This window comes from Paenibacillus sp. NFR01, from assembly GCF_900111565.1.
Lineage (GTDB): Bacteria > Bacillota > Bacilli > Paenibacillales > Paenibacillaceae > Paenibacillus_AQ.
The window spans coordinates 273867-300667 of sequence record NZ_FOIK01000004.1; the positions used below are offsets into that span (position 1 = coordinate 273867).

28 protein-coding genes and 1 pseudogene are annotated in these 26801 nt (G+C 55.7%); 17 read left to right on the plus strand and 12 right to left on the minus strand.

From position 1 onward, the window contains the following. Window positions 1–23: 23 nt before the first annotated feature. The gene (locus tag BMW84_RS18540; RefSeq protein ID WP_091070957.1) at window positions 24–1169 is read right to left on the minus strand and encodes a transglutaminase family protein; all 1146 of its coding nucleotides are present in this window, start codon (window positions 1167–1169) and stop codon (window positions 24–26) included. Window positions 1170–1202: 33 nt separating this feature from the next. Next, a complete protein-coding gene (locus BMW84_RS18545; protein WP_091071185.1) occupies window positions 1203–1649 on the minus strand; it encodes a hypothetical protein in 447 nt (148 codons plus the stop codon). A 200-nt stretch (window positions 1650–1849) separates the two neighbouring features. On the opposite strand from BMW84_RS18545, the gene BMW84_RS18550 reads away from it, so the two are divergent. From BMW84_RS18550 to BMW84_RS18570, 5 genes are all read left to right on the plus strand, one after another. Further along, a complete protein-coding gene (locus tag BMW84_RS18550; protein ID WP_091070959.1) occupies window positions 1850–3034 on the plus strand; it encodes an MFS transporter in 1185 nt (394 codons plus the stop codon). A 199-nt stretch (window positions 3035–3233) separates the two neighbouring features. Further along, on the plus strand, window positions 3234–3581 hold the full coding sequence (locus BMW84_RS18555; RefSeq protein ID WP_091070960.1) for a toprim domain-containing protein: 348 nt from the start codon (window positions 3234–3236) through the stop codon (window positions 3579–3581). A 212-nt stretch (window positions 3582–3793) separates the two neighbouring features. Next, window positions 3794–4123 (plus strand): PadR family transcriptional regulator, encoded by a 330-nt coding sequence (locus BMW84_RS18560; protein ID WP_091070962.1) that lies wholly within the window; start codon window positions 3794–3796, stop codon window positions 4121–4123. Then, window positions 4120–4518 carry a permease prefix domain 1-containing protein gene (locus tag BMW84_RS18565; protein ID WP_091070964.1) on the plus strand — a complete coding sequence of 133 codons (399 nt, stop codon included), beginning with the start codon at window positions 4120–4122 and terminating at the stop codon, window positions 4516–4518. The genes BMW84_RS18560 and BMW84_RS18565 overlap by 4 nt, the downstream gene beginning before the upstream one ends. 12 nt (window positions 4519–4530) lie before the next feature. After that, entirely contained in the window at window positions 4531–5163 is a 633-nt protein-coding gene (locus tag BMW84_RS18570; protein ID WP_091070965.1) for a hypothetical protein, read from the plus strand. A 76-nt stretch (window positions 5164–5239) separates the two neighbouring features. Here BMW84_RS18570 and BMW84_RS18575 read toward each other — a convergent pair whose 3' ends face one another. Beyond that, the gene (locus BMW84_RS18575; protein WP_091070967.1) at window positions 5240–5857 is read right to left on the minus strand and encodes an SCO family protein; all 618 of its coding nucleotides are present in this window, start codon (window positions 5855–5857) and stop codon (window positions 5240–5242) included. Window positions 5858–5872: 15 nt separating this feature from the next. Further along, window positions 5873–6802: a heme o synthase gene (gene cyoE / locus BMW84_RS18580; protein WP_091070969.1), complete on the minus strand. Its 930-nt coding sequence runs from the start codon at window positions 6800–6802 to the stop codon at window positions 5873–5875. A 232-nt stretch (window positions 6803–7034) separates the two neighbouring features. Here cyoE and BMW84_RS18585 point away from each other — a divergent pair, with 232 nt between their 5' ends. Together BMW84_RS18585 and BMW84_RS18590 are read left to right on the plus strand one after the other, a co-directional pair. Further along, window positions 7035–8030 (plus strand): metal-dependent hydrolase, encoded by a 996-nt coding sequence (locus BMW84_RS18585; protein WP_091070971.1) that lies wholly within the window; start codon window positions 7035–7037, stop codon window positions 8028–8030. Between the two features lie 257 nt (window positions 8031–8287). Further along, window positions 8288–8470 carry a hypothetical protein gene (locus tag BMW84_RS18590; RefSeq protein WP_091070972.1) on the plus strand — a complete coding sequence of 61 codons (183 nt, stop codon included), beginning with the start codon at window positions 8288–8290 and terminating at the stop codon, window positions 8468–8470. Window positions 8471–8478: 8 nt separating this feature from the next. On the opposite strand, the gene trpS is transcribed toward BMW84_RS18590, so the two are convergent. Further along, window positions 8479–9471 carry a tryptophan--tRNA ligase gene (trpS, locus tag BMW84_RS18595; RefSeq protein ID WP_091070974.1) on the minus strand — a complete coding sequence of 331 codons (993 nt, stop codon included), beginning with the start codon at window positions 9469–9471 and terminating at the stop codon, window positions 8479–8481. A gap of 444 nt (window positions 9472–9915) precedes the next feature. Between trpS and BMW84_RS18600 the strand changes: the two genes are divergently transcribed. Beyond that, complete coding sequence (locus BMW84_RS18600; protein WP_091070976.1) at window positions 9916–10884, plus strand: aldose 1-epimerase; 969 nt, start codon at window positions 9916–9918, stop codon at window positions 10882–10884. Between the two features lie 106 nt (window positions 10885–10990). After that, window positions 10991–11215 carry an alpha/beta-type small acid-soluble spore protein gene (locus BMW84_RS18605; RefSeq protein WP_091070978.1) on the plus strand — a complete coding sequence of 75 codons (225 nt, stop codon included), beginning with the start codon at window positions 10991–10993 and terminating at the stop codon, window positions 11213–11215. Between the two features lie 117 nt (window positions 11216–11332). On the opposite strand, the gene BMW84_RS18610 is transcribed toward BMW84_RS18605, so the two are convergent. Next, the gene (locus tag BMW84_RS18610; RefSeq protein ID WP_091070979.1) at window positions 11333–11737 is read right to left on the minus strand and encodes an O-methyltransferase; all 405 of its coding nucleotides are present in this window, start codon (window positions 11735–11737) and stop codon (window positions 11333–11335) included. 285 nt (window positions 11738–12022) lie between these two features. Further along, entirely contained in the window at window positions 12023–13825 is a 1803-nt protein-coding gene (locus tag BMW84_RS18615) for a M3 family oligoendopeptidase (RefSeq protein ID WP_091070981.1), read from the minus strand. Between the two features lie 100 nt (window positions 13826–13925). On the opposite strand from BMW84_RS18615, the gene BMW84_RS18620 reads away from it, so the two are divergent. Further along, window positions 13926–14117 carry a YycC family protein gene (locus tag BMW84_RS18620; protein WP_091071186.1) on the plus strand — a complete coding sequence of 64 codons (192 nt, stop codon included), beginning with the start codon at window positions 13926–13928 and terminating at the stop codon, window positions 14115–14117. Beyond that, window positions 14114–14347, plus strand: coding sequence for a hypothetical protein (locus BMW84_RS18625; RefSeq protein WP_091070983.1), 234 nt, complete (start codon window positions 14114–14116; stop codon window positions 14345–14347). Before BMW84_RS18620 ends, BMW84_RS18625 begins: the two co-directional genes overlap by 4 nt. A gap of 42 nt (window positions 14348–14389) precedes the next feature. Here the strand turns inward: BMW84_RS18625 and BMW84_RS18630 are convergent, their stop codons facing one another. Both BMW84_RS18630 and BMW84_RS18635 read right to left on the minus strand, forming a co-directional pair. Further along, window positions 14390–15094: a DUF2225 domain-containing protein gene (locus BMW84_RS18630; RefSeq protein ID WP_091070984.1), complete on the minus strand. Its 705-nt coding sequence runs from the start codon at window positions 15092–15094 to the stop codon at window positions 14390–14392. Between the two features lie 19 nt (window positions 15095–15113). Beyond that, entirely contained in the window at window positions 15114–15506 is a 393-nt protein-coding gene (locus tag BMW84_RS18635) for a globin domain-containing protein (RefSeq protein WP_091070986.1), read from the minus strand. Between the two features lie 399 nt (window positions 15507–15905). Here BMW84_RS18635 and ylbJ point away from each other — a divergent pair, with 399 nt between their 5' ends. From ylbJ to BMW84_RS18650, 3 genes are all read left to right on the plus strand, one after another. Then, window positions 15906–17138 carry a sporulation integral membrane protein YlbJ gene (gene ylbJ / locus BMW84_RS18640; RefSeq protein WP_091070988.1) on the plus strand — a complete coding sequence of 411 codons (1233 nt, stop codon included), beginning with the start codon at window positions 15906–15908 and terminating at the stop codon, window positions 17136–17138. A 98-nt stretch (window positions 17139–17236) separates the two neighbouring features. Continuing rightward, window positions 17237–18040 (plus strand): NAD kinase, encoded by an 804-nt coding sequence (locus BMW84_RS18645; RefSeq protein WP_091070990.1) that lies wholly within the window; start codon window positions 17237–17239, stop codon window positions 18038–18040. 176 nt (window positions 18041–18216) lie between these two features. After that, complete coding sequence (locus tag BMW84_RS18650) at window positions 18217–19653, plus strand: S41 family peptidase (protein WP_091070992.1); 1437 nt, start codon at window positions 18217–18219, stop codon at window positions 19651–19653. An 88-nt stretch (window positions 19654–19741) separates the two neighbouring features. Here the strand turns inward: BMW84_RS18650 and BMW84_RS18655 are convergent, their stop codons facing one another. Together BMW84_RS18655 and lipA are read right to left on the minus strand one after the other, a co-directional pair. Continuing rightward, window positions 19742–20338, minus strand: coding sequence for a YutD family protein (locus tag BMW84_RS18655; protein WP_091070993.1), 597 nt, complete (start codon window positions 20336–20338; stop codon window positions 19742–19744). 44 nt (window positions 20339–20382) lie between these two features. Further along, a complete protein-coding gene (gene lipA, locus BMW84_RS18660) occupies window positions 20383–21279 on the minus strand; it encodes a lipoyl synthase (RefSeq protein ID WP_254773040.1) in 897 nt (298 codons plus the stop codon). Between the two features lie 324 nt (window positions 21280–21603). Between lipA and BMW84_RS18665 the strand changes: the two genes are divergently transcribed. Next, window positions 21604–22599, plus strand: coding sequence for a M23 family metallopeptidase (locus BMW84_RS18665; protein ID WP_254773051.1), 996 nt, complete (start codon window positions 21604–21606; stop codon window positions 22597–22599). Between the two features lie 8 nt (window positions 22600–22607). Here the strand turns inward: BMW84_RS18665 and BMW84_RS18670 are convergent, their stop codons facing one another. Continuing rightward, window positions 22608–24311, minus strand: coding sequence for a glycoside hydrolase family 13 protein (locus BMW84_RS18670; RefSeq protein ID WP_091070999.1), 1704 nt, complete (start codon window positions 24309–24311; stop codon window positions 22608–22610). A gap of 98 nt (window positions 24312–24409) precedes the next feature. Between BMW84_RS18670 and BMW84_RS18675 the strand changes: the two genes are divergently transcribed. Together BMW84_RS18675 and BMW84_RS18680 are read left to right on the plus strand one after the other, a co-directional pair. Continuing rightward, window positions 24410–25420, plus strand: a complete 1011-nt coding sequence (locus tag BMW84_RS18675; RefSeq protein ID WP_091071000.1) for a LacI family DNA-binding transcriptional regulator — start codon at window positions 24410–24412, stop codon at window positions 25418–25420. A 908-nt stretch (window positions 25421–26328) separates the two neighbouring features. Continuing rightward, window positions 26329–26801, plus strand: a pseudogene (locus BMW84_RS18680) (hypothetical protein); the annotation flags it as partial.

The window sequence follows — 26801 nt, forward strand, 5'->3', positions numbered from 1 at the left end:
TCCTTTATTCTGCAAATGTTTCTTTATAATACATCCTCTTTGACATGCGTGGCCGCAAAGTCCGGCGGATTAAACCAATTGCCGCTCCGTGCCCAGGTCGCATCCAGCGGCACCCAGGCTTGGCGTTCGCTCAGGTATACCTCGTTCCAAGCATGCGGGCCGGAGCCGCCGTTACCGTCATAGCCCCGGCCGGTTACGACGCGCACCTCGAGTCCCTGGGACCGGGCCATCACCGCATACAGTCTTGCGTAATCAATGCAGACGCCCAGCTTCGTATCGAAGGTATCCTGGGGCGTCTGCTCATGCCAAATCCGGTTTTGTTCATAATTCTCCGCTTTATCATAGTCATAGGAAATCCGCGAGCCTACCCAATCATAAAGCAGCTTGGCTTTCTCTTCGTCATTGCCGGCCTTCTGCGTAATGTCGGCGGCAGCCCCCACGATATCGGGCGAAACGTCGTGATCGATAACCTCGTATTTGCGGCGGAGAATATCGTTCATCTCCGCGGCAACCGCTTTGCTCAATACCGGAAGCTTATCCCGCATGCTCTGCCCGGCCAACGGCTCGAACACGGCGGCCGCGCTCTGGCTGTAAATCGGCGAGGATTCCACGTAACGGCTGAACGCGCTGTCCGGACTGAGGCCGATGCCGATATACAGCAGGAAGACAAGCACCAGCCCGCGCACCAGCCCGACGGCGAACCCGATGGCTGCGCCAAGCAGGCGGCTGAGCGGGGAAGGCTTGCGGTCCGTAGACCGGCTTGTCCGGCGCGGCGGCGAGAAGGGCAACAGCGGGACGAGCAGCCCGAAAATAAAGCGGATAACGGTATAGGACAGCAAAAGCAGCAATACAAAACGCATCACCGGCGATCCGCCGAGAACGGATACCGCCGTATAATATATCTGCTGGTACAGGCGCAGCTGACCGTCCGGCAGCGTGACGCCGGAAGCCCAAACCTCGGCCTTGGGTGATAAATAAAGCGCGGCAGGAATGGCGAGCGCAAGCGACGCCAAGGCCAGCAGTCCGGTCCCGAGCAGCCCAAACAGCCCGCCGGCTGCCCGCAGCATCCCCCGTCTCCAGCCTTGCCACAGCGAAAATAATACGATAACCAGCAGCAGAATCGAGACGGCATTTGCGCTCTTCAGGCTGTCCATCCAGTTGTCCGGCATTGTCCGTCTCTCCTTTCGGCTGCTTCGCGAGGACTATCCGTTCCCGTTTTTGCGCGCCTCGTCGATAAATGTTTTGGTCGTATCGGTAATACTCCATTTGCCCAGGCTGACGCCGCGGAAGATCACTTCCACCTTGTCCTCTCCGGCTGCGCCTTTCACTTCCAGGTTAGGCGTTGTAATCGTAAAAGTGCCGTCGCCGCCGGAAGCATATTTTGCATCCTTGGCTTCCTTCAGCATAACCTCCTGGGCTTCGCTTTTCAGCGTACTGACCGTTCCGTCCGCCACTTTATTAACAGCGTTGCCGATTTGATCCATTGTAACCCCACTGTAAATAAACAAAGCGGCGAGAATAATGATGACGATCGCCCATTTCACTACGGTTTTGACGACATTGATCACCGCAAAGAGCAGCACCAGCGCGATGACGATGACCACCCAGTTCTCGCGAAAAAACTGCGACCATACATCCGGATCCGTCAAGTTCACAACAACACCCCTATCATTCTTTTTGCATTAATCATTATTATACATGAATGTTCTTGATAATTCATTGTTCCGCCCGCCGATCCGGCCTTGCGGAATTAAATGGTATAAGCCCTCCCCTGCGAACGTAAAGTACAAGTAGACCATTGTCCCTCTGCCGTATTCTGCGTATCAGGCTTTAGCCGGAGGTGTATTCCGTGAAAACCGCATTATGGCTGTATTTGTTTCTGTTTCTCGCTTTCTTCGATCTGCATGCCCAGTACCCGATTCTCACGCCGTTCGCCCTGTCGCTCGGAGCCGGACCGGCCTTTATCGGCTGGATGATGGGCATGTACTCCCTGACCCACCTTCCCGGCAACCTGCTGGCCGGCGTACTGGTCGATCGAAACGGCAGCAGGCGGTATATCGTGTTCAGCCTGATCGCTGCCGGACTCGTCCTTCTGGTTCAAGCCCATGTCCAGCTTCCGTGGCATCTGCTGCTGCTGCGCGCGATCAGCGGCTTTGTGCTGGCGTTCCTCTCTCCGGCCTGCATGACCCTGCTTGCCTCCCTGTCTTCCGATCCCGGCACCCAGGGCAAATACATGTCAGGCCACGGCATCATCCATACGCTGGCTTCCGTTGTCTCTCCGGCTGCCGGTGCGTTTATCGTCCGCGAAGCCGGCTACTCGGGCACCTTCAGCACGCTTGGCTGGCTGCTGATCGCCACCGGGGCAATGGCCTTTCTCAGCGTGCCGCGCCGCGCTCCCAAGCCGGCTCCGCTGCCGGCGGTGCAAGCGGCGCACAATGGCGGGCAATCTGCCGCCCATGTGCCGGCATGGACTCAAACGCCGGTCTCGAAACGATATTACCTGCTTCCGTTTTTCGTCTCCTGCGCACAGGGCGTGCTGTTCTTCGAACTGCCCCTGTCCAAAGGGGCCGAAGGGATGGTGTCCACAGGCATCCTCTTTTCCTTGCTTAGCCTGGGGGCCCTGCTGACGCTCAGCCTGATGTTCCTGAACCGCCGCTCACCGGGTGCCCGCATTGCCGCTGCGCTGCTGGGGATGTCGCTTTGTTTCTTTGCACTGGCTTCATTCCCCGTTATCCCGGCAGGCGTAGTGCTGTTCCTGATGGGCGCCGCCAAAGGCGTGCTTTTCCCGGCCATGGCCTCGCTCTTCATTAAGCTTGGGAACGGCGGCCACATGGGCCGCACCTTCTCGCTGCAGTCCATTGCGATGTCGATCGGCTCTTTTGCCGGCCCGGTCGCAGCAGGGCAACTGCGGGGCTTCGTTTCACCGTATTTCATAGCCTTTATCCTGCTGATGGCGGCGCTGTTGATGTTCCCGCCGTTTGGCTCCGGTAAACGCTCTGTCTACCGGCCGGATTGGAATAATCCTGCAGCCTAGGACGATGCCCTCTGATCAGCATGCCTTTCCCTCTCATCCGCCGCGCATCCGCTCGAAGCATGCGGAAATTTCCCGGGGAATGATGGCATCCGAGACTCCGTTTGCTGTTAAAACGGGCGGTACTAAGGTAAAATACAGATGGCGGTGCCTGTAAGCAATGCCATCTGCCGACAACCTTTGTACCGGAGGCTGAGCGCATATGACTGTTACGATCATTGTCGAAGGCAAAAACGACCGCAGCCGGCTGCGCCGGCTCTTGTCGCCGGAGGTTGATATTCTCTGCACCTTCGGAACGTTGAGCACGCTGAAGCTGGAGTCTCTGCGAAAAAAAATCGGCGACGGTGAGGTTTACCTTTACATGGACAACGACAGTATGGGCAAAAAAATACGCGGCGTTCTGCGCGACGCCTTTCCTGACGCCGTTCATATCTATACCCGCAAGGGTTATGCCGGCGTCGAGGGCACGCCCGATGAATACAATATTGTCCAATTGGAGAAGGCCGGACTGGAGGAATATATCATCTATCCGCTGCCTTCGCCGTTTTAGGAACACCAAACATGCCGTCCCTCCCGGGACGGCATGTTTTTATATACGGGATACGTACGGAAAACCCGTTTGGATTTACCCTTTTTCAGTCTCCGGAAAAATTACTTTGACAGCAAGAGTAATCCATGATAAATTTACTCCATCAGATAGAACTCTATGAGATAGAGCACTATGAGACAGAGCACTTATTTTGAGCGAAAGGAGGACCTCTGTTGATTCGGAGCGATATAATACGCGGGCATCTGGATGCGATCATCCTCCGGCTGATTTACGAGCAGGACCGCTACGGCTACGAAATCGCCAAGGAAATCGGCCAGCGCACGAACGAACGTTTTCAGATTAAGGAAGCGACGCTGTATGCCGTCTTCCAGCGGCTTGAACGCAAGGAACTGATCGAATCTTATCTCGGCGATGTTTCGCAAGGCGGCAAACGCCGTTATTACACCATTACTAAGCTGGGCAGAGCCTACCTGAAGGAAACGGCGGACGAATGGAAGGAAATCAAGGACATTATGAACATTTTTATGGAGGGACTGCTATGACCGCTGTCAAAAAGCATGTGGAAGAATGGTTCAAGGACTTGCCGAACACGGAGCAGAGCGAACGGATGAAAGAGGATATCATCCAAAGCCTAGAGGACCGGGTATACGATCTGATCTTGAGCGGCAAAGCCGAAGAGGATGCCGTCAACAAGGCGCTCGTCGAATTCGGCGATCTGGAGGATATCAAAGTCGAACTGGGTGCGCAAACTGTAACCAAACGCAATCCGTTCGCGCTGCATCTGGGGTTCTCGCTGTGGGGCACCGTCCTCATCATCGCGCTTGTGCTGTTCATTAACTTCTATTATACGCCTGACGTGATCTGGTTTGTTTATCCGACCTTCGCCGTGCTCTGGTGGCCGCTGTCCATCTTCTACAAATGGCTTGGGCGCAGATAAGGGGGCGAGCATATGGGTAATCAACGTTTTTCCTTTGCGGTTACCGGCAGCCTGATCAGCATTCTGTTTTTGATCGCGGTCAATCAGTTGACGACGCCCGGCGATCCCTGGTTCGCTTATCCGGCGTTTATGCTGCTGATGTGGCCGCTCAGCATTTACTGTTTCTCCCGGAACCAAAGCCGGCTGTACTCGCTGATCGTGACCGGCCTTCTGATCGCGTATCTGGCCGGGCTGAACTGGAAATATTCCCCTGAAGTCCCTTGGGTGCTGTACGTCATTCCTGCCGTCATCTGGTGGCCGATCGCCATGTACGCCAGAAGCCGGCTGTACCGGCCGCTGGGAGCGATTGCCGGGAGCATTGTTTTTGCGGAAGCATACGTGCTGCTGAACATGTATTTATCGCCGCAGTTTCCGTGGTCCGTCTTTACGGGATTCCTGGCCATCTGGTGGCCGATGAGCGTTATCTTCGCCCGGCTGAAGAAATGGTTTGCTTTTTCGGTATGCGCAACTGCAGTAACCTCGGCATTTTTCATCATTGCAAATCTCATAACAACGAAAGAGGTGTGGGCGGTTTATCCGATCTTTACGATGCTGTGGTGGCCGCTGAGCATGTATTATTTCCGGCGCCGTCCGCATTCCGCCTGATCCCCGGGACATATAAGCACACAAAAACAGGCGTAGCCTCCCGGTTCGGAGTCACGCCTTTTTTTGCATGATACGCTTATTCTCTAGCCAGCTTCGCAGCGGCATCCGCCAGGAATTCCGGCGTCACGTTGGCGCTGTCGCCCGCATCGTAAAGCGCGCGCAGCCGATTGTCGCGGTCGACCAGAGCAATCAGATTGGCATGGGCAAAGTTATCCTTGTTCTTGCCGTAGATCAGGACTTTGAAGGAATCGGCGGCAAACGTCCGGATCTTCTCCTGATCGCCGCGCAGGAAATACCAGCCGGAATAGTCGGCCTGAAACCGGTCGGCGAACGTCCGGATCGCCTCGCGGGTGTCATTCTGCGGGTCAAACGAGACAGATACAAAATCGACGTCCTTGGCGAAGCTGCCGTTCTGCTTCAGCAGGTCTTGGGTCTGCGAGAGCATAAAGGTCGTTACCGGGCAGACATCGGGACACTGGGTGAAGAAAAAATAGAACAACCGCACTTTCCCCGCCGTGTCCGCCAGCGTTACCGGTTTGCCGTCTACATTTTCCAGCGAAAAATCCTGCACCTTGCCGATGACCGGCAGCTTGCCGCCTTTGGCGTTTATGGCATTGACCGTCAAATAGGCGGCCATTGCCAGAGCGACCAGCAGCAGCGCCCAGGTCCATTTATACCGCTTCAGGATTTGCACAGGGCACTCTCCCCTTTACCCGTGGATCGTATTCAGGACCAGCGCAATCAGGCTCAGCGTCAAATAATTAATCGAGAAAAAGAAGTTTTTCTTGGCCCATGTTTCGTCATCCTTTGCCGACAGGCCTTTCAGCGTCAAATATAACCAGGCGACAGAGAGGGCCAATGCAATGACCAGGTAAAAGATACCCGCATAATCATATGCATACAGCAGCACCGGGACCGGCAGCAGCAGCGTGACATAGGGAATCATCTGCAGCTTCGTGCGGCGCACGCCCTTGACGACCGGCAGCAGCGGGAAGCCCGCCGCGCGGTACTCTTCCTTGCGCCGGATGCCCAGCGCCCAGAAATGCGGAGGCTGCCAGAGGAAAAGCATCGCGAACAGCAGCCACGCGCCGAGGTCGACGGTTCCGGTAACGGCGACATAGCCGATGACCGGAGGCATCGCTCCCGAAATAGCCCCTACCGATGTGCTCCAGGTCGAGGTCCGTTTCAGCCACAGCGTATACACGACCACATAAACGAACATGCCGACGAAGCCGAAAATTCCGGCGAGCACCCCGGAAAAAGCAAACAGTACCGCGAGGCCCGCAATCCCCAGCACTATTGCATACACGAGCACCGTAGCCGGCTTCAGACGCCCCGTCGGCAAACCGCGTTCGCGGGTCCGTTCCATTTTCATATCCAGGTCACGGTCGAAATAGTTATTAAACACGCAGGCCGAAGCCATGACGAGCATCGTGCCAAGCAGCGTCAGGATCAGCCTGCCGTACGCCACATCCCAGCCCGAGGCGACCCAATAGCCCGCAAATGCGGCGATCAGATTGGAGCGGATGATTCCGGGTTTGGTTACTGTTACGAAATCGCGCCAGCTCGCCCCTTCCGGCGATTTGGCCGACATGGATGCGGAATCGGAAGAAGCTTGATATCTCAATTGATTGTCCACGTTCGTTGTTCCTCCTTCTAGGGACTTCTAACGCTCCGTTCTTTATTACGAATAAAATCGTTCCGCTGTTAATTTTATCATAACAAACCACGAAACCCTTTGACAATCGTTGGCGATTTTGTTCATCATTTTGACAATTAAGTGAATATAATTGATTTATCGTTTCCTAAATAAGATGGACACAAATTGGGTAATCATTAATAGAGTACTTCCGCACAAAGGAGATCTGACCATGGATACCGCTACACATTTTGTTATGGGCCTCGGTCTTGCCGGCCTATCGTTTGTCGACCCTGCCGTATCCGCGAGCGGGACGTTGGCCGGAGCCGTCATGATTGCTACTGTACTGGCCTCTCAAGCTCCCGACGCCGATACGGTTCTGCGCCTGAAGGATAATGCGCTGTATATCCGCAATCACCGGGGCATCACGCATTCCCTGCCCTTTCTGCTCTTGTGGCCGCTGCTCATTACGCTGGTCATTGGTCCGATCTTTGGCTTTTTAGAGCTCAGGCCGCTCAGTCACATTGCGCTCTGGAGCTTCATCGGGGTAGCCGTGCATGTCTTTACCGACCTCTTCAACACCTATGGGACGCAAGCCGCCCGGCCCTTCACCGAAAAATGGATCGCCTGGAACATCATCCATATCTTCGATCCGTTTATTTTCGGCAGCCACGCTGCGGCGATCATTCTTTGGATCAGCGGAATCTGCCCGCCCGTGCCGCTGTTCATTTCGCTGTATTCCGGCATTATTGCGTACTATGTGTGGCGGACGCTGGTTCATTGGCGCATTACCCGCGGCGTCCGGGTCAAAGATGTACATCATGATGCCGGCGACCGGTATTTCGTCATTCCGACCATCTCCCCAACGCGATGGAACGTGGTCAAAGCAAAGCCGGACGGAACGTATAATGTCGGTCAGCTGAATAATAGTAAACTGGAATGGTTTAAGCACGCCGTCTGCTCCGACCATCCCGCCGTCGAGCATTCCAAAAGCCACCCGGACATCCAGGCCTTCCTGTACTTCACATCCTATGCCGTAGCCGATGTGGAAGAACTGCCTTCCGGTTATATTGTACGCTGGGGCGATGTGCGTTATTTACACCGCAAGCAATTCCCTTTTGTCGCCGTGCTCGTCATGGACCACAATTACCGGGCTTTGAATACGTATGTAGGCTGGCTTAGCAGCGACAAGCTCGACGAACGGTTCGCTATTTACCCGGGAACCTGAATCCATAAATAAAGGGGCCAACTGCAAGCCGTACACCCGGCTTGGGTTGGCCCCTTTGGTTTGCCGCGAAGCCGGCGGCCCGAACCACCTTTTGCTCCGAATCCCTGCTTCCCCTCCGTTTATCGCTTGACGCCTGCGGCAAGTTCGGGCACAATCTCCATAAAGCGTTTACATGGTAACGGAACGCAAAAAGGCCCGCTTCGGCTAAGCCGCGCGGGCGTCATTACTATTTTCAACACGGAAAGGAGGCTGCAATTATGGGAAAAGGCTTATCTCTCTGGTTCGCCTGCTCTTCCATCCTGCTGCTTACGGTTGCCTCTATGCTGATCAGCACCAACATATGGCTCTCTCTGCTGCTCGGTGTGCTGTGCATTCTGAACATCGGCTGGGGCTTTATCCTGAAAGCCCGCATCCGCCGTAAATCCGAGCAGACTTCCTAAGTATCGAGTTATCCCCGGGCCGGTAAAAAGCCCATCCGTTTCTTGACCTCAGCCAGCGTCTGGGATGCCAGCGTCTGCGCCTTTTCCGCCCCTTCGGCGAGAATGCCTGCAAGCTCGCCGGAGCTGCGGATGTCCCGGTAACGTTCCTGAATCGGCTCCAGCGTCGCAACCAGGAGCTCACCCAGATTTTTCTTAAAGCCACCGTACATTTGGCCTTCATATTGATCGGCGATCTGCTGCAGGCTTTGGCCCGAGCATTCGGCGTAGATGCTCATCAGGTTGCTGACCTCCGGTTTGTTCGCAGGATCATAGACGATTTCGCGGCCCGAATCGGTGGTTGCGCGGCTGATCTTCTTGCGGATGACATCCGGCGGGTCCAGGAGAGCAATGTAGCTGCCCGGGTTCGGATTGCTTTTGCTCATCTTTTTGGTTCCGTCATCCAGCGACATGATCCGTGCGCCCACTTCCGGGATATACGGCTCCGGAACGGTAAAGAAATCGCCGAAACGGTGGTTGAAACGTCCCGCCAAATCGCGGGTCAGCTCTAGATGCTGCTTCTGGTCTTCTCCGACCGGAACGAGATCGGCATTGTAGACCAGGATATCCGCCGCCATCAGCGAAGGGTATACGAACAGGCCAGCGCCCACTGAATCCTTACCCGAAGACTTGTCCTTGAACTGCGTCATCCGTTCAAGCTCGCCCATTGCCGTCAGGGTGGTCAGAATCCAGCCCAGCTCGGCATGCTGCGGTACGTGGGACTGCAGGTACACGCTGGCGATTTTCGGGTCGATGCCCGCAGCCAGATATAAAGCCGCCACCGATTCCGAATTCTCGCGAAGCGCCGCCGGTTCCTGGGGAACCGTAATCGCATGCAAATCGACGACCATGAAATAACATTCATGCTCCCGCTGCAGCTTGACGAAATTTTTGATCGCCCCGATATAATTGCCGAGCGTAAGCGATCCGCTGGGCTGAATGCCCGACAGTACTTTTTTTGCCATTGTCTGCTACCTCCATTGGTTTTAAGCTCAGCTGTCCTCCGTCCGTACGCAAAAAGGCCCCACATCCGCAAGGGACGTGAGACCGTGGTGCCACCCTCATTCGTTGTCCGCCTCCATGCGCTGGGCACGCGGCAAACAACCTTGGCTTCCGGTAACGGGGAAGAAACGGCCGGTCTACTGCGGCTGCGTACAGCCGGTTCAAACGCGGCGCTCAAGGGTCCATTCAGGCGAAAGTCGTCCGCCGGTTCGCATCATCCACCGGCTTTCTGAAGGGCATCCCTTCCGCTTACTTGTCCCTGTCATCGCATTGACATCTTTTCATGAATGCCTTCATGATAAAGCGATATAAGGAAGTTGTCAAATCGTATCTCCAGCGTAATATAATTCTGGTATGATAGGTTCAAACAGTCGTTATTTATGTATTTTAAAAGGAGCAGACCGTCCATGAAACAGGTGACCAAAGGAAGCTGGTCCGGCTATGACACCTATATTCTGCATAGCCGCGATTTGGAGATCACGCTGCTGCCCCGTTTGGGGAACAATGTAATCTCGATGTGGGACCGCAAGGAGAACAGGCATATCCTCAGGAGCCCGGAAGAAAGCGAGCTGCCCTTCTACATGCAGAAGCCTTATCATTTCGGCATGCCGCTTCTCGTTCCCCCTGGACGCATCCGCGGCGGCCGGTTTCAATATGACGGTATCTCATACGCCTTTGATCCGAATTCCGCCGGCCATCACATTCACGGACTAAACCGCACGCAGGCCTGGTGCGTCAGCGACATCGAAGAAGACGATGACGGCTGCGCCGTTACAACGGAATTCCATACGGCCGGGGATGCCGACTGGATGCGGCAATATCCCGTGCCGCTGAAGTTCGAGATGGTCTTCCGCCTTCAGGATGCACACTTCTCCCAGACGCTGCGGGTCACCCACGAAGGCGAACGGACCGTGCCGTTCGGCATCGGGTATCATACCTGGTTCAGGCTTGACGGGGAGCCGCAGCGCTGGAGCCTCACGCTGCCCGCAGAGGCCGTATATGAATTGAACGATGAACTGTTGCCCAGCGGGCGCCTACTGCCGCTGGAGAATCTCTCCGCCCTGCCTCAGGGGCTGAATTTGCAAGGAACCAATCTCGATACGGTGCTGCGCGTCGCCCCGCAGGAGGCAGCTTCCGCAGCCACGCTGCTGCGCGATGACGGTTACGGTCTGCGCTATACCGCGGATCAGCCGCATTTCAAGCATTGGGTCGTCTATACGAAGGGGGAAGCCGACCAATATGTCTGCACCGAGCCGTTGACCTGGCTTCCGAATGCACCGAACGTCACAGCCGATGAAGACGTAACCGGCCTGATTCCGCTGCAGCCCGGGCAGACAATTACCTTGTCGTGCTCACTTCAAATCCTTCGTCCGTAAGAGACTTTTCATATAATTACCATCCTTCAAACCTCTTGCTAGCGTGCATGAATTCATCTCCTTGCGCCCATACTATCTTCACAAAGGGCGAAGGAGGTGAACACACATGAGTCAATCAAGCAGCCGTTCCAACAACCTGGTTGTTCCTCAAGCCACCGCAGCGCTGCAACAATTGAAACTTGAAGCAGCTCAAGAGCTTGGCGTAACTATTCCTCAAGACGGTTATTATGGTAACTACACATCCCGTGAGACAGGTTCTCTGGGGGGTTACATTACGAAACGTCTTGTACAACTGGCAGAGCAACAACTCTCCGGTCGCAGCACGATGTAGTAATCCATTAACATGATTTATCCGGCAGGCGGTTCACCGCCGTGACGGAGCTTTCAGAGGGTGTTCCGCAGCCGTGAGGCCGGGGCACCCTTTTTGCATGCATGTTATGTATGGGAATCAGCCGTAAAAGCGTTCCTTGTCCGCGTCGACCGATTTGGGATAACGAATCAGCAGGTTGGCCATGTTGTAATTGGACTCCAGCGTGGCGTCCACGACAACCATTCCCTGGCGAATGGCAAACTCATAGCTGATTTCGCCATGGGTCCAGCGCCGTTTATAGTTCAGACTCTCCAGCGCCATCAACCGGAAGGAAGACTGCTGCGCAGCGCTCAGCCCGCTTTTGTCGGCTTGAAGCACGCCGCTCCGGCCAGACAGCGGATTATGGCGGATTCCGAATTTTCCAATGACATTGTTGCGGATTTGCACAAATACGATACCTGAACTCACCACCGACAGTTCTTCCTGCAGCTCTTTAAATACCAAATCGATTTGTCTCGCAAGCGACAATTGCTCTCCCAGCATATAATTCCTCCTCAAAATGTTGTACATGGTTCTGTAGGCACAATTATAGGACAGTTAAAATCGACCATCAACATGATTCTACATAATTAGGTTTATTTTCCCATAAATGCGCAATTTACTGTAAAAATCTAAGATAATCCAACATGCAATCGAGGAGTTTCGACATCAACGCATTAAAAAAAGACCCCGTTCGCGGGGTCTTTTCACATTCGCACCGTTTTTCATCGAATTGCACACAGTCATTTCATCGACAAAATGGTGTCTGTTCAGATAAATTTCACAAAATCATTCCGTCATCTTAAGGAATTCAGCGATATCTTCGGCAATCAGATCGGCCGCACCCTGCCAGAAATCCGGCTTTTTCAGATCGACGCCGAGATGCTTCAGAACGAGATCCTCGAGCGTCATCACGCCGGTATCGCGGAGCAGGTTGTCGTATTTGTCAGCAAAACCCGGGCCTTCCTGCAAAGCCAGCTTATACAGCCCTGTGCTGAACATATACCCGACCGTATAGGGGAAGTTATAGAACGGCACATCGGAAATATAGAAATGCAGCTTGGATGCCCAGAAATGCGGATGATATCCGCTGAGAATGCCGCAGAAAGCTTCCTTCTGGGCTTCTTCCATCAAAGCACTCAGTTCATCGGCGTTTACAAGCCCCTCTTTGCGTTTCTCGTAGAAACGCGTTTCAAACAGGAAACGGGCGTGAATATTCATAAAGAAGGCAACGCTGTTCTGAATTTTGGTCTCCAGCAGCGCCAGCTTCTCCGCCGGATCGGCAGCCGCCTTGACCTGCGCATCGGCGACGATGACCTCGGCGAAGGTGGACGCCGTTTCAGCCACGTTCATGGCATAGTTCTGGTTAAACAACGGCTGGTCGTCGAGCAAATAGGAATGGTAAGCATGGCCCAGTTCATGGGCAAGCGTCGAAACATTCGAAGGCGTACCGCTGTACGTCATAAAGATCCGCGATTCCTTGCTCTCCGGGAAAGACACGCAGAAGCCGCCGGGACGTTTGGCGGGACGGTCCTCGACTTCGATCCAGTCGTTGTCGAAAGCGTGCTCCGCGAAATCCGCCATTTTTGGACTGAATTTACGGAATTGTGCCACGATGTCGCTTGCTGCCTGATCATAAGGGATTTTACCGCCCGATTTTCCGACAGGCGCTTCGACATCCACCCAGCTCAGCGCGTCCAGCCCCAGCACCTTCGCCTTGCGCTGGAGGTAAGAGACCAGTACCGGCTTATTCTTGGCGATGACCTCCCACATCATCTGCAGCGTGTCTCCGGACATGCGGTTGATGGCGAGCGGCTCCTTGAGCACTTCCTCCCATCCGCGGTTCTTGTAAAGGTTCAGGCGGAAGCCGGCCAAATGGTTCAGCGTATCGGCGCAATAATCCTCCACACCGGTCCACGCAGCTTCCCACTTGCCGAACATTTCCCGGCGTACCGCAGGATCGGGGTCATCCAGCTTGTTAAATGCCTGACCCGCTGACAGCAAGCGGGAGCCGTTCTCGTCTTCGAACGGAATCTGAATGCTGCCGACGATGGTTTCATAATGTTCGCTCCAGCCGTGATAGCCGTCGACCGCTAAGGAGAGCGCCAGGCTTTCCAGCTCCGGGCTCATTTTTTCGCGGGCCAGGCTGCGGCTTTCGCTAAGCACGAACTCCAGCGGCGCGATTTCGGGACGAGCCATCCAAGCACTCCACACGTCGTCCGGGGTTTCGCGCAGCACCTGGTCGAATTGCGAGGTTATGCCCGCAAAACCGGCGCGCATGCCCGTCACTTTGGAAGAGAGGCGAACGGCTCCTTTGTCCTGCTGGTCCTGCGACCCGAGGCATCCGGCGAATTCGGAGGCCTGAGTAAGCCTGCCGGAGCAGCTCTGCAGCAGCTCAATAACCGGGTCCAGCGCTTTGGTGGCTTCCGTATCCGCCGGAACGGAGGCTGCGCTTACCAGCTTGCCGAGCGATTGGATATCGGCTTCAAGGCGCGTCAAAAATTCGAGGAATTGCGGAGAAGACGATCCTCCGGGAAAAATGGAATCCAGATTCCAGGTTAGTGAAAGGGGTTGTTTCACCGAATACACCATCCTTCAAGGTTCATTTGGTTTTCTTTTTGTATTTGGCCATCGGCCATGGTAAAGTGAGAACACAGCCGGTACGGCTGCGATTACGATTATGGGGGGATTCATCATGCCACTGCAAATCTCGCCGGAAACGGCGATCACTTTATCCAAACAACTGGGTGTTCCTCTGGAGCACTTGATGCATATGCCGCAGCATATCCTGCTGCAAAAAATTGCGGAATTGTCCAAGAAGCAGCAACCCGAAGCGACGGAAGGATCTGCCGAAGCTCCGGACGAGGCGAAGGACAGTCAATGATTCCATTTAGCCAAACCTGGCCATATGACCTCATCATGGGCGATATGTATGTGCACCGCTGCCCGTTTTGCGGCCAGGAGAACGTTCTGCTTCCCATGCGGCCCAAAGAGCTGCAGGCTGTGCGCGACGGGAAGAAGAAGCTGCTTGTCTTCCCCTGCTGCAAAGCCAGCCTAACCGTCATCGACACCGATGCCGATTATCTGCTGTTTGACCGTCCGGTCCGTTCATAACCGCCTAAGCGCAAGAAGGTTTCCCTTTCTTGCGCTTTTTTGTTATCCCTCCGAAGTCAAGTTATCCGGGTCAAGGTTAAGCCCCTGCATCTGCTCCCGCAGCAGGCTCCATTGCTCGCGGGAAGCACGGATCATCGCCGCATCCATGATCTTCTGGTCATTGACGACGCGGGAGAACCATTTAACCGCTTCGTGGAACTGGCCCACCCGGCGGTTCAGTTCACCGATTAAATACATCAGGCGCGCATCGCTGCCGGCAACGCCTTCCCGCTCGAAAACTTTAACATATTCATCAAGCGCATAACGCAGAAACCGCTGTTCCTGCTCCGATTCGCCGCGATACCGGTGAAGCCATGCGATATGATGCAGAATGCTGGCGATAATCCGCTCCTTGTCGTTGATGCTCTGCGCGCAGATCAGTGCCAGCTTATAAGTCTCGAGCGCGGTCTCCCAGCTCCGCGGTCCGCCGAAATCCCGCGGCCGCCAGCGGCTGCCCACCTGCTCTGCGAAAGCCTTGCGCTGCCGGTCGGTCAGCTTATCGGCCGAATTTTCGGTCGAAGCAAACCCGCATGCCGGACAGACGCGGACGACGTAATAATCGGGATTCTCGTTTTTGTAATAGGAGCAGAAGTCGGCATCCCTGCGGATCGCCTTTTTCAAGCTCGGGCGCACCCGCGAGGTCTCGAATTCCTGTTCGCAATTACTGCAAATTACTTTGATTGAATACAAGGGAATTAATTCCGACAAATGCCCTCATCCTTTCACCTCAACTGCCTTCATCTTGGGGCATATTTACAAAATGATGCGCCGGCCCGGAAAGCCGGTGCAAAACGAGCGAACGCAGCGGTTCCTGCACGCCCGTCTCCTCGAGCGCTTCCTTCATGCAGCCAAGCCAATCCTCGGCATGCTGCGGGGTAATCGGAACATGCATATGCCTTGCCCGCATCATCGGATGGCCATGCTGCTGCGAGAATAGCGCGGGGCCGCCAAAAAACTGGCTGAGAAACTGGTGCTGCTTCTCCATCACCGGAGAGATATCCTCCGGAAAAAGCGGAGCGAGGCGGGGATGAAGCTGAACCTTGGCGTAAAAAGCTGTTACCAGCCGCCGGATGCCTTCATCGCCTCCCAGATTGCCATACAGGCTGTCGTTTGGATCCATTGGAAACGTACCCGCTTTCTTCCGTAATGACTACTGCACCACACCATTATAACAAAAGAACCCGAAAACTAATAAATTGTTTGCCTATAAAAAAAGACGCTAAACGAATGTTTAGCGCCGATTGACTATTAATAGGTCCGAAACTCTTCATCGCCGGGCGGGACGAGGGAGGCCCGGATCACATACACAAAAGCACAAACAAGAACTCCGGCAACAACGCTCATCACCATCACTCCATCCCTTAGTTCATTATAAAAAGAGTGTGCGTCCATTAAGGTAATCCTATCACAATTACAGTAAAAAATCACCGTGAATTGTAACCGCTTTACTTAATTTTTCCGGTACTGTTTGTCCCGGAGCGGGCATACACCTAAACATAGACCGGGAGGCGATAAAACGATGTCTGTGACCCGAATATCACGCCCGCTGGCGGGCTTGGCTTTGGCAGGCTGCCTGCTGCTAATGCTCCTCCATCCGGCGAGCTCGCTGGATGCGGCTCTGCGCGGGCTTGCGGTATGGTGGGATGTGCTGCTTCCGTCCCTCTTTCCGTTCTTCGTCATTTCCGAGGTGATGCTCGGCCTGGGCGTCGTCCATCTGTTCGGCACGCTGCTGGATCCGCTGATGCGCCCGCTGTTCTCCATTCCGGGAAGCGGCGGCTTTGTCGCCGCGATGGGCTACGTGTCGGGATATCCCGTCGGCGCGAAGCTGACCGCCAAGCTCCGGGAACAGAAGCTGATCACCCGTGTCGAGGGAGAACGGCTCGTAGCCTTCACCACTTCCTCCGATCCGATCTTTCTGCTGGGGGCCGTATCGGTCGGTTTTTTTCACGATGCCTCGCTCGGACTGATTCTCGCCGTCTCCCACTACGGCAGCGGTTTGCTTATCGGTCTTCTGATGTCCTTGCATGGGCGCAAGGAAGCGGCAACACCCGACGTTGGCCCTGCAGACGGGCCGGATGGACAAGCCGGCGGACGGCTCCGTGCGGCGCTGCGGGCAATGAGCGATGCGCGGCGGCGCGACGGCCGCACTCTCGGCGAGCTGCTGGGAGGCGCGGTTCAATCCTCGCTGCAGCTTATTATTGTCGTGGGGGGGCTGGTTGTATTCTTCAATGTGCTGATGGTGCTGCTGGCTAAAGCCGGGATCCTGTCCGCCCTCTATGCGCTCGGGGGGCGGGCGCTTGCAGCGGTCGGCTTTCCCCCGGAGCTCTCTTCGGCATTTGTCAGCGGATTCTTCGAGGTAACGTTCGGCACGCGTTCCGCCGGGGAAGCGGCAATGACGATTCCGCTGCAGTTCAAAGCGGCCGCTGCCGCATTTATTCTGTCCTGGGGCGGCTTGTCTGTCCACGCCCAGGTGGCCAGCATTCTGAACGGAACAGGGATGCGCTATTTGCCGTTTATGCTTGCCCGCCTCCTCCATGCGTTCCTGGCCGCGGGAGCGCTGCTGCTGCTCTGGAAGCCTTTTGCGCATTGGGGTGTCGCCCCGGCTGCCGCGTACCTGCCCGCGTTCAGCCCGGCTTCCCCGGCGCAGGGGATTGCGGCAAGCCTGGCCCTGCTCGGACTGCTGCTAGGCATTGCGCTCATTCTAACGCCGCTTGCGCTCTGGATCGGCAAAATCCGCGCTTCGCTGCGTTAAAGCGCTTTTATTCCTGCTTGTATTGTGTTCGGCTCCAAGATTGATTAGAATCGGTGTAAGAATGAATTCATCGATTGAGATAAAGGAGCCTGTACATCTTGAGATACTATGTCCTGGACCGCGGCGACAAACTTTCCATTGAGCTTGCGGAACAGTTTCACCGGCTCGCGGCAGAACGCAACATGAAGCTCGATGCCGAATCCCCGGAAATCGTCGTCTCGATCGGGGGCGACGGAACGATGCTGCATGCGTTTCATACCTTTATCGACCAGATTCCGAATCTGGCTTTTGTCGGCGTGCATACCGGCCATCTCGGCTTTTATGCCGACTGGAAGGCCGAAGAGCTTCCGACCCTGGTCGATTACATGTGCGGCATGGGGGAAACGACACCGCATAAAGCGCGGATGGTGCAGTACCCGCTGCTGGAACTTGAGATTCACAAGCGATCCGGATCCACCTCCCATATCGCTCTCAATGAGTTTACGCTGAAAGGCGTGGACGGAACGGTCGTGATCCAGATGGACATTAACGATGTGACGTTCGAAATGTTCCGCGGCGACGGACTGTGCATCTCGACCCCATCGGGCAGTACCGCCTACAACAAAAGCCTGGGCGGCGCCATGGTGCATCCAACAATTGAGGCATTGCAGATCGCCGAAATCGCCTCCATCAACAACCGGGTATTCCGCACGATGGGTTCGCCGCTGCTGCTGCCGAAGCATCACCATTGCGACATCTTTTCGCGAAAAGAGCAGCGCCTCCTGCTGACCGTTGACCATAACAACATCCCTGTCGACGACCTGATTTCGGTCCGTTGCCAGGTGTCCGACAAAAAAATCAGATTTGCCAGGTACCGTCCCTTCCCGTTCTGGAGCCGGGTACGCGAAGCGTTCCTTGGTTGACGGCACAGCCAATTTGCAGGCCGGCGATGCAGCAGCATCCCGGTCTGCAATTGCGTCGGAGCCAAACCAGGCCTTTTTTTTGCGTCAAAGCAGGATAGACACGGGTAAAAACCGAATGGTATAATAAACCGTTTTTACATAGACCAGCCAATAATATATAGAAAAAGGGTGCGTAAATGAAATCGACCAAAATCGTCAGCGCAGTTCTCAGCGGGGCCCTGGCTTTATCCGTGTGGCTAGCTCCGCCCGCCTCTGCGGAAACGGCATCTTCCGAAGCATCAAAAACCGATATTATCTTTGAGGTCATGCAGTATCTGCAGCAGTACAATGTGGAAGGCGTGGATCAGGATACGCTGATCCGCGGAGCAATCGACGGCATGGTCGACACGCTGGACGATCCGTACAGCCAATACCTGGACAGCCAGGAAGCCGAGGATTTCACGAGCGCAGTGGATCTTGAATTTGTCGGCATCGGCGTCAAACTGATGGAGACCGCCAAGGAGCTTTATATCGAAGAAGTGATCGCGGGGTCTCCGGCGGAACAAGCCGGCCTCAAACGGGGCGACGTGATTCTCAAGATCAACGGCGTCCGGATCGCGGACACCGAAGGGGATGAGCTGAGCGGCCAGCCGGGCAGCAAAGTCACCCTGCTCGTGCTTCGCAGCGGCGCCCAGAAGAGCATCGTCGTAACGCGCAAGGCCATTACGCCGGCATCCGTGAGCAGCAAGATGGTCGGCAACAACATCGCCTACATCTCCATCAGCGGGTTCACCCAGGATGCGGACGAGCAGTTCTCCGCGGCGCTGGATAAAATGCGGGCCGCCGGCATGAAATCCATGGTGCTGGATCTGCGGGACAACACCGGCGGATACATGGACTCGGCCTATAATATCGCCACCAAATTTATGCAGTCCGGCATCATGATGTATACCTCTGACCAAAGCGGGGCCCTGACGCCGGTCACCATCACAGACGGCAGCAAAATCGGCGTACCGGTCGTGGTGCTCACCGACGAATACACCGCCAGCGCATCCGAGGCGCTCACCGGCGCGCTCCGGGATAACCACATTGCCACCATCGTCGGAACGCGCACCTTCGGCAAAGCCAGAATCCAGGGGCTGCTGTCGCTCTCGAACGGCGACACGCTGAAGCTGACGATCGAGAAATATTTGACGCCGAACAAAGAAGATTTCAACCATGTCGGCCTGTCCCCCGACATTCAGGTGCAAGGCAAAGCGGCCCAGCTCATCACCGCGCTGCAAATCGCCGGCATGACGCAAATCACGGCCTCCGGCGACAACCACATTCTCGACGTGAACGGCACACCGTTCGCCGGCAACGTGGGACTCGTGAAGCAGGGCAACAAAACCTACGCCTCGGCGAAGGTGCTGGCCGCCCTCGTGCAAGCCGATTTGACCTGGGATGCCAAGAACAAAAAAGTGCTGCTGACCGCAGGCAACGGAACAGTGTCCGGGTATACGCTGGCTGCCAAAGACGCGCTGATCCAGGATGACGAAACTTACATCGAACTGAATGCGTTTAAGAAGAAATTCCCTGCTTTTACCTGGAGCTACAATGCATCTACCCATCAATTGAAATTATCCGTAAAATAATCGCTGCATAACATAAACGGGGCCGTCCCAACCAGCCGAATGGCTGAGGGACGGCCCCGTTTTCAGGTATACGGAGCAGCGCTCCGGTTTAGTTTGCGGGTGGATTCGGTTCTTTTGGCGCGGATTTGGACGACTGTCCTTCCTTATGGCCTTTGCGGTCCTTGCTGCGGTGGCTGCGGCCGTGATGATCGCGTCGATGGCGCTGCTCTTTGGCGCCATGCGACTTGCCGCCCTCTTCGCGTTCGCGAGGCTGCCGGGAAACATGTTCCCGCGGTTCCCGCTGCTCCCGCTGCGGAGCGGGGGATGCCGCGGATGCAGCCGTCTCCTGGCGCACCGAAGATTCTTCGCGTTCTTCGCCCTCTTCCGCAGCATCGCGAAGCAGAATGTCCGTGTAGGTGCCTTCCTTCGGCAGCTCCTTCATCTTCTGCAGCACGAAATACGCACACCCGAAGTTGCAATATTCATTGATGTAATCCACCATGCCGGAAAACGCGGTATCCTTGTTGACTTTCGGATGGTTGTCCCGGAAAAAGCCCTTGAGCCGCAATTGGCTGTAGCCCCAGTCGCCGATAATATAATCGTAGCGGTCCAGCACTTCACTGTATCTGCCGCGGAAGGCTTCCGGATTCCAGCCGTCTTTATGATCGAGCATCAGCTCGTAGCCTTTTCCTCCTATAACGATCAAGCGTATGTCGCCTGCCTTTCACTTTAAACTATAGATGTAACAATCTATACCGGCCGCTGCGCGCGGGCGGCGGCAGCCGATTGCACCTGCTCATGCGCGTGATACGAGCTGCGGACGAGCGGCCCGGCCTCCACATGGCTGAAGCCCCGTCTCCGTCCTTCCTCTTTCAGCTCCGCAAATTGCTCCGGCGCATAGTATTTCTCCACATCCAAATGCTTGGAAGACGGCTGCAAATATTGGCCTATTGTCAATATATCACAATCTGCGGCCCGCAAATCATCCATCGCCTGTAAAATTTCGTTCCATTCCTCTCCCACCCCGAGCATGATGCTCGATTTGGTCGGGATGTCCGGCTTCATTTCCTTGGCCCGGGCGAGAAGCTCGAGCGAGCGGCGGTATTTCGCCTTGGCGCGTACCCGGTCCGACAACCGTTCCACCGTCTCGATATTATGGTTCAAAATATCCGGACGGCTGTCCATCACGGTCTGCAGACTCTCCCGGTTGCCTAGAAAATCGGGAATCAGCACCTCCACGCTGCACAGCGGCAGCCGGCGGCGGATCGCCTGAACGGTCAACGCGAAAATTTCCGCGCCTCCATCGGCCAGATCATCGCGGGCGACGCTGGTCACGACGCAGTGGTTCAGCTTCATATTGGCGGCGGCTTCAGCCACCCGTTCCGGCTCCTGCAAATCCAGCTCGGTCGGCAGGCCCGTGTTCACTGCGCAAAACCGGCACGCACGGGTGCAAATATCGCCGAGAATCATAAAGGTTGCGGTACGGTTCGCCCAGCATTCATAAATATTCGGGCAACGCGCTTCCTCGCATACGGTATGCAGGCTCTTGGAACGCATCATGCCTTTGATATCCTGATATTGCTCGCCGGTGGTCAGCTTGATCTTGATCCAGTCCGGTTTGGGTTGCTTGGCTGTTTTACTCGTCAAAAGGACAAACCCCGCTTTCACCAGAAGGTTAGGAACATACTGCCTCATATTATAGCATGCCGCCCGGGCAAATGCCTGCTTTTGTGCAGCTTCCGGGAATAACGGCCCTGCCGGGGATTTAGGGATAAAAATACGCTTTTTGCTCCAATCTAACAAGAAGAAACGGCCAACATATCAATGCTTATATGCAAAAAAGCCCTCCCGGCATCGCCGGAGAGGACCCTTTCCATTCAGAGACCCTGGTTACAGGAGGTTGAGGCCATGTCGCCGCTACATTACAAACCCGCTTTACGGAAAACCGGATGCCTGCTCATTGCCGCCGCCATGGTATGGGGAAGCGCTGCACCCTCGCCGGCCCGCGCTGAGACGAAAGCCCCAGCGGTTGAAGCCTCTAAGGCGGAGCTGTCCGCAGCCCGCAGGCAGCTTTTCGAGCAAATGAGCGCGGCTACCGGGATTCCTTGGTTCAATTTTGCCGCCATCGACCAGTACGAGCGGACCATTGCCAAAAAGAAGTCGCCGGCGGAGCCCGCACGCGCTGCGCGTCTGACCGGGATCGACATCCCCGCACCCGTATGGTGCGGGCCGCTGAATCCCGATCAGGGGGACACGTCGCCGAAGTCGATCGGCTTCTTCGGCGGATTCGGCCGCGACGGTGACGGCGACGGCGCTGCGCGCGCGGACAACGACACCGATGTACTGTTCAGCATCGCGAGCCATTTGCTGAAATACGGGACTTCGCCGAGCGATTTCAGCATCGGCGTCTGGGAATATTACCACAACGGCCGGGCGGCGCAGCGCGTGGCGCAATTTGCCAAGCTGTACGAGCATTTCGGACGGCTGGATTTGTCCGGCAATGCGTTCCCGCTGCCGCTCGGCAACAGCTACGCTTACCGCAGCACCTGGGGCAGCGGCCGCAGCTGGGGCGGCGCCCGCATCCATGAAGGAACCGATCTGTTCGCGCCGCATGGAATGACCGTGCGCAGCACCTGCTACGGCATCGTGGAGACGAAGGGCTGGAACCGTTACGGCGGCTGGCGGATCGGCATCCGCGATATCGAAAACCGCTATCATTACTACGCCCATCTGACCGGCTATGAGAAATCGCTGTCCCGCGGCGACATCGTCACGCCGGGACAAACGATCGGCTGGGTCGGCAGCTCCGGCTACGGCAATCCCGGCACCCAGGGCAAATTCCCGCCGCATCTGCATTTCGGCATTTACCGCGACCGCGGCATTACCGAGTGGGCGTTTGATCCGTACCCGCTGCTGAAGCAGTGGGAGAACGAGGAATACCGGGCACTGCGCAAAAAGAAGAAGTAAGCCGCGTTTTAGATCAGCAGCAGGCCGCCGAACGGCTCCAGTTCGGCCACCATCTTTTTCGAGCAATGGAGGGTTCGTCCGGTGAGTACGTCGGTCAGGACATTTTTGCCGAAGCTGCTGCCGTCTAATTCCAGCTGGTAATGATTCGGAGACAGGTTCAGGATAACCCCGGCTTTGTCCGAACCGCGGCCCCTGAAGTATCCGACCACGTTCCGCGCTTCGTCGACGATCCATGGCTGGAAGGCGCCTTTGCCGCGCAGCATCGGATATTCACGGCGCAGGGCAATCAGCTTCCGGTACCAGCCGAGCAGCTCGGCGTTTTGCGTCTCCGGCTCCCATAGCATCGGCTTCCGGCAGTGTGGATCGGTTGCGCCTTCCATGCCGACCTCGTCGCCGTAATAAATCATCGGAATACCGAAATAGGTCATCTGGAAAAAGACCGCCAGCTTCATCCGGCGGAGCGCGGTCGCTTCATGATCCCAGCCGCGTCCCCCCTCCTTGCACGCCGTCAGAAACCGCAGCGTGTCATGGCTGCCGAGAAGCTGGAACATCGCCGAATTCGCCTGGTCGTTCAGCATCGCCTCGATATGCAGCTGCTGCTCCATGAACCGGGCCGGGCCGGCGGTTTGTTCTGCAAAAAACTCCAGCAGCGCGTCGCGCAGCACATAGTTCATCCCGCCGTCAAACTGATCCCCCCGCAGCCATGGGCCGGGGGCATGCATGATCTCCCCGATAATCAGCAGCTCCGGAAACTCCTCTTTCAGCTCGCGGCGGAACCGCGACCAGAACAGCGGATTGACCTCATTGGCCACATCAAGCCGCCAGCCGTCGATCCCCGCTTCGCGCACCCAATATTTTGCAACCTCCATCATGTAGTCGGCTACCGCGGGATGCCCCATATTGAGCTTCGGCATCACCGCAATGCCTTCTCCGAACGTTTCGTAATTCGGCTCGGGCGCCTGTTGCACCGGGAAGGAGCGGATGAAAAACCAGTCCTTGTACGCCGATGCCTCGCCCTTTTCCAGCACATCCCTGAATGCAAAGAAATGGTCCCCCGAATGATTAAACACCGCATCCAGCACGACCCGGATTCCATGTTGATGGGCAGTGGCCACCAATGTCTTCAGGTCTTCCAGCGTACCGAATGCCGGGTCAACGGCGAAATAATCGGTCGTGTCGTATTTATGCTCGGAAGGCGATTCGAACACCGGCGTCATGTAGACGGCGTTTACGCCCAGCTCCTGCAGATAGGGGATTTTTTCAGAAATGCCCTCAAGCGTTCCGCCGTTAAAGCTGCTCGGGTAGATCTGATATACCACCGCATCTTCGCTCCACGAAGGCAGCTTCAGCACTTCCGGCTGATGGATATAAGCATATTGGAAAAATCCGGCCTGGTCCCGGTTTTCGGAAATCCCCCGCTCCCCATACCAAGCGTAAGCGCCGGAGGCATCCTGCAGGTGGAACAGATAGCGGCATTTTCCCGTTTCAGCTGCTATGACGGTCTCATACAGCTCGTAAGCGCCGGCGGAGCCGATGCGCTCCATGGCTTGCGGCTGCTCTCTTCCGGGCGGCGAATAACGGTCGGCATGCAGCACGGTGCAGGTCAGGTGCAGGCCGTTTTGCACGAACAATCTCAGCTTAAGCATGCCCGGACCGGCGGGAAAAGCGAATGGGTCCTCAGCAGCGTGATGTACAAACCAGCGGGTAGACATAAGACAGAACTCCTTTAATTTATAGTATAGGTAGATGACACAAACTGTGATATTATGGCAAGTATCATAAAAGCTCGGAAGATCGTGGGGGTCAGAGGATGAAGGTAACGATTACGGATATTGCCAAAGCGGCAGGCGTGGCCAAATCGACGGTGTCCAAGGTGCTGAACGATTCCCCGCGGATCTCGGAGGATACGAAGCAGCGGGTACGCGAGATCATGAAAGAGATGAACTATACCCCGAGCAGCATTGCCACCGGGCTCGCCCGGCAAAGCAGTCAAACTGTCGCGCTGTTAGTCGACATGTCCAAGGAAAGCGAATTTCTGAACCAGTACTTCTACAACATCATCGGCGGCATCGAAAGCGTCATCGGCACGAGGAAATACGAGCTTACGATCGCCAACATCCAGCATAACCATCCGGAGGGACATTTTTTGCAGCGGCTGGTGCTGAACAAACGGGTGGACGGGCTGATCGCCAATACCTCCGTGCTGAGCGAAGCGCTATGCGAGGAGCTGCACCGGCTCCGGTTCCCGTATATTTCGGTAGGGGAGATCCAGGCTCCGGGAAGCTGGGTCGATTTCGATAACCGTTCCGGCGGAAAAATGCTCACCGCGCACCTGCTCGCCCAGGGCTACGCTTCCGTCGCTTTTGTCGGCGGCATGGATGGGGAGGCCATCCGTGAGCAGCGTTACGCCGGTTACCGGAAGGCGCTGGAGCAGGCCGGACGGCCGCTCAACGAAGCGTGGGTGCACTGCGGCGAAGCCCATGAAGAAGAAGGCTACCGGGCGGCGATGATGCTGCTGCAGAGCGGCCGCCCGCCCGAAGCGATCGTCTGCATCAACAACTACATCGCATACGGCGTGCTGAAAGCCGCCGGCGAGCTCGGCGTCCGCATTCCGCAGGAGCTCGGCATCGCCACCTTCGACGACTATCCGCTGGCACGGTACATGACGCCGCCGCTAACCTCCCTGAACATCGACACCTTCCGGCTCGGCGTCGCCGCCGGCAAGCTGCTGATGGAGCAGCTCGGCAATCCGGAAACACCGGCTAAACATCTCCTGCTGAAGCCGGAGCTGATTGTCCGGGAATCCAGTACCCGGAGGTAGCTTTTTTCTTGTGATATAGCCTTTCTTGGGAAGGCAGGGCGTAGTTTAAACCATAAAACAGCTATCCGGACGCGTGTTGCGTCCTTTTTTAACTTTGTTTGGGAAACCGGTTTCTCTAATACGAAGGTACCACTGGCAATATTTCTTGTCAACGGTATTCGAACCAGGGAAAGACCGTTTGACTGCGCTGGACCGAAGCTGAGCATACGATCCCTCATGCTTACGGACCTGAGCGCCGTTATTCGCCCAAAATGAGGCTCATATCCAATGTAACGGACCTGAGCGCCGTTATAATCATAAAAACACCCAAAAAAACTGCAAATTATCAAGAATAACGTCTCTGAGGTCCGTTAGTTCGGGAAATATCCGCTTTTTCTACAAATAACGGCTCTCATGTCCGTTACTTATTCGCCATCGCAGAAAGCTGCGCGCCGGATCAATGACATTAGCTCCAAACACACGACCATCACGCGCTAACGCACCAACATAAACGGCCGCCCGCTCCAACGAGGAACAGGCTGCCATTTTGAAGAAAACCAATTGTCGCCGCTACTCCCACCAGGACAAGTTGATCGACGAGGTAATCGTCAATCGAGGCATAGAAGCTGGAAGACATAACGTTTTAAATACCGCATCGTTGGGCATTGGAGTGCTCCTTCCATACTTCTAGCATTTTCCCCGTAGTATGCGGAGGCCATATTCAGATTGTTTGATTAAACGCATATTTTTCTCGCCATGCCCAGTCAATCTCTCAAAAGTTCCATAAATTAATACCACATCATACGAATGTCTTTCTATTGCCGTACAGGCCATGCTTGCATAGACCCGGACGAAGGTTGGGGTCTTTTTCGCAGGTATACCTGCCACTCTACTCTATGCAAAATTCCGAAAAAGAAAGGATGATCACATTGCCGAACTATAGTTCATTTCAGTCCAATCCAGATAATCTACGGACGCTGCTTTTCGGCCGTGACCCGTCTACCCAAACCGACCTCCCTCTTACCGTGGATTCCGATGGTAATCTGACGACCGTCATTCTGGGCGGCACGATTTCCAGCGTGCTTGGGACAACCATCACGGCCGGCACAATTAACAGCGTGCTCGGCACGACGATTACCGCAGGTACGTTAAGCAGCGTGCTTGGTGCAACGATCACGGCCGGTACGATCAACAGCGTACTCGGTGCGACGATCACAGCCGGTACGATCAACAGCGTGCTTGGTGCGACGATCACGGCCGGTACTCTTTCGTCAGCCGGTACTGTAACCAATTTGCTTGACGGTACCATTTCCAGCGTGCTTGGTGCGACGGTTACTGCAGGTACATTGACCAGCGTGCTTGGAGCGACGATCACCGCCGGTACACTCTCTTCTGCCGGTAC

Bases quoted from the DNA above. Each gene is read 5' to 3' on its own strand.
- BMW84_RS18600 (WP_091070976.1), top strand. From the start codon at position 9,916: ATGAAACAGGTGACCAAAGGAAGCTGGTCCGGCTATGACACCTATATT.
- BMW84_RS18635 (WP_091070986.1), bottom strand. From the start codon at position 15,506: ATGGATCCAAACGACAGCCTGTATGGCAATCTGGGAGGCGATGAAGGC.
- BMW84_RS18540 (WP_091070957.1), bottom strand. From the start codon at position 1,169: ATGCCGGACAACTGGATGGACAGCCTGAAGAGCGCAAATGCCGTCTCG.
- trpS (WP_091070974.1), bottom strand. From the start codon at position 9,471: ATGGCAAAAAAAGTACTGTCGGGCATTCAGCCCAGCGGATCGCTTACG.
- BMW84_RS18605 (WP_091070978.1), top strand. From the start codon at position 10,991: ATGAGTCAATCAAGCAGCCGTTCCAACAACCTGGTTGTTCCTCAAGCC.
- BMW84_RS18585 (WP_091070971.1), top strand. From the start codon at position 7,035: ATGGATACCGCTACACATTTTGTTATGGGCCTCGGTCTTGCCGGCCTA.
- BMW84_RS18675 (WP_091071000.1), top strand. From the start codon at position 24,410: ATGAAGGTAACGATTACGGATATTGCCAAAGCGGCAGGCGTGGCCAAA.
- BMW84_RS18670 (WP_091070999.1), bottom strand. From the start codon at position 24,311: ATGTCTACCCGCTGGTTTGTACATCACGCTGCTGAGGACCCATTCGCT.
- BMW84_RS18615 (WP_091070981.1), bottom strand. From the start codon at position 13,825: ATGGTGTATTCGGTGAAACAACCCCTTTCACTAACCTGGAATCTGGAT.
- ylbJ (WP_091070988.1), top strand. From the start codon at position 15,906: ATGTCTGTGACCCGAATATCACGCCCGCTGGCGGGCTTGGCTTTGGCA.
- BMW84_RS18555 (WP_091070960.1), top strand. From the start codon at position 3,234: ATGACTGTTACGATCATTGTCGAAGGCAAAAACGACCGCAGCCGGCTG.
- BMW84_RS18650 (WP_091070992.1), top strand. From the start codon at position 18,217: ATGAAATCGACCAAAATCGTCAGCGCAGTTCTCAGCGGGGCCCTGGCT.
- BMW84_RS18625 (WP_091070983.1), top strand. From the start codon at position 14,114: ATGATTCCATTTAGCCAAACCTGGCCATATGACCTCATCATGGGCGAT.
- BMW84_RS18570 (WP_091070965.1), top strand. From the start codon at position 4,531: ATGGGTAATCAACGTTTTTCCTTTGCGGTTACCGGCAGCCTGATCAGC.
- BMW84_RS18665 (WP_254773051.1), top strand. From the start codon at position 21,604: ATGGTATGGGGAAGCGCTGCACCCTCGCCGGCCCGCGCTGAGACGAAA.
- BMW84_RS18565 (WP_091070964.1), top strand. From the start codon at position 4,120: ATGACCGCTGTCAAAAAGCATGTGGAAGAATGGTTCAAGGACTTGCCG.
- BMW84_RS18590 (WP_091070972.1), top strand. From the start codon at position 8,288: ATGGGAAAAGGCTTATCTCTCTGGTTCGCCTGCTCTTCCATCCTGCTG.
- BMW84_RS18610 (WP_091070979.1), bottom strand. From the start codon at position 11,737: ATGCTGGGAGAGCAATTGTCGCTTGCGAGACAAATCGATTTGGTATTT.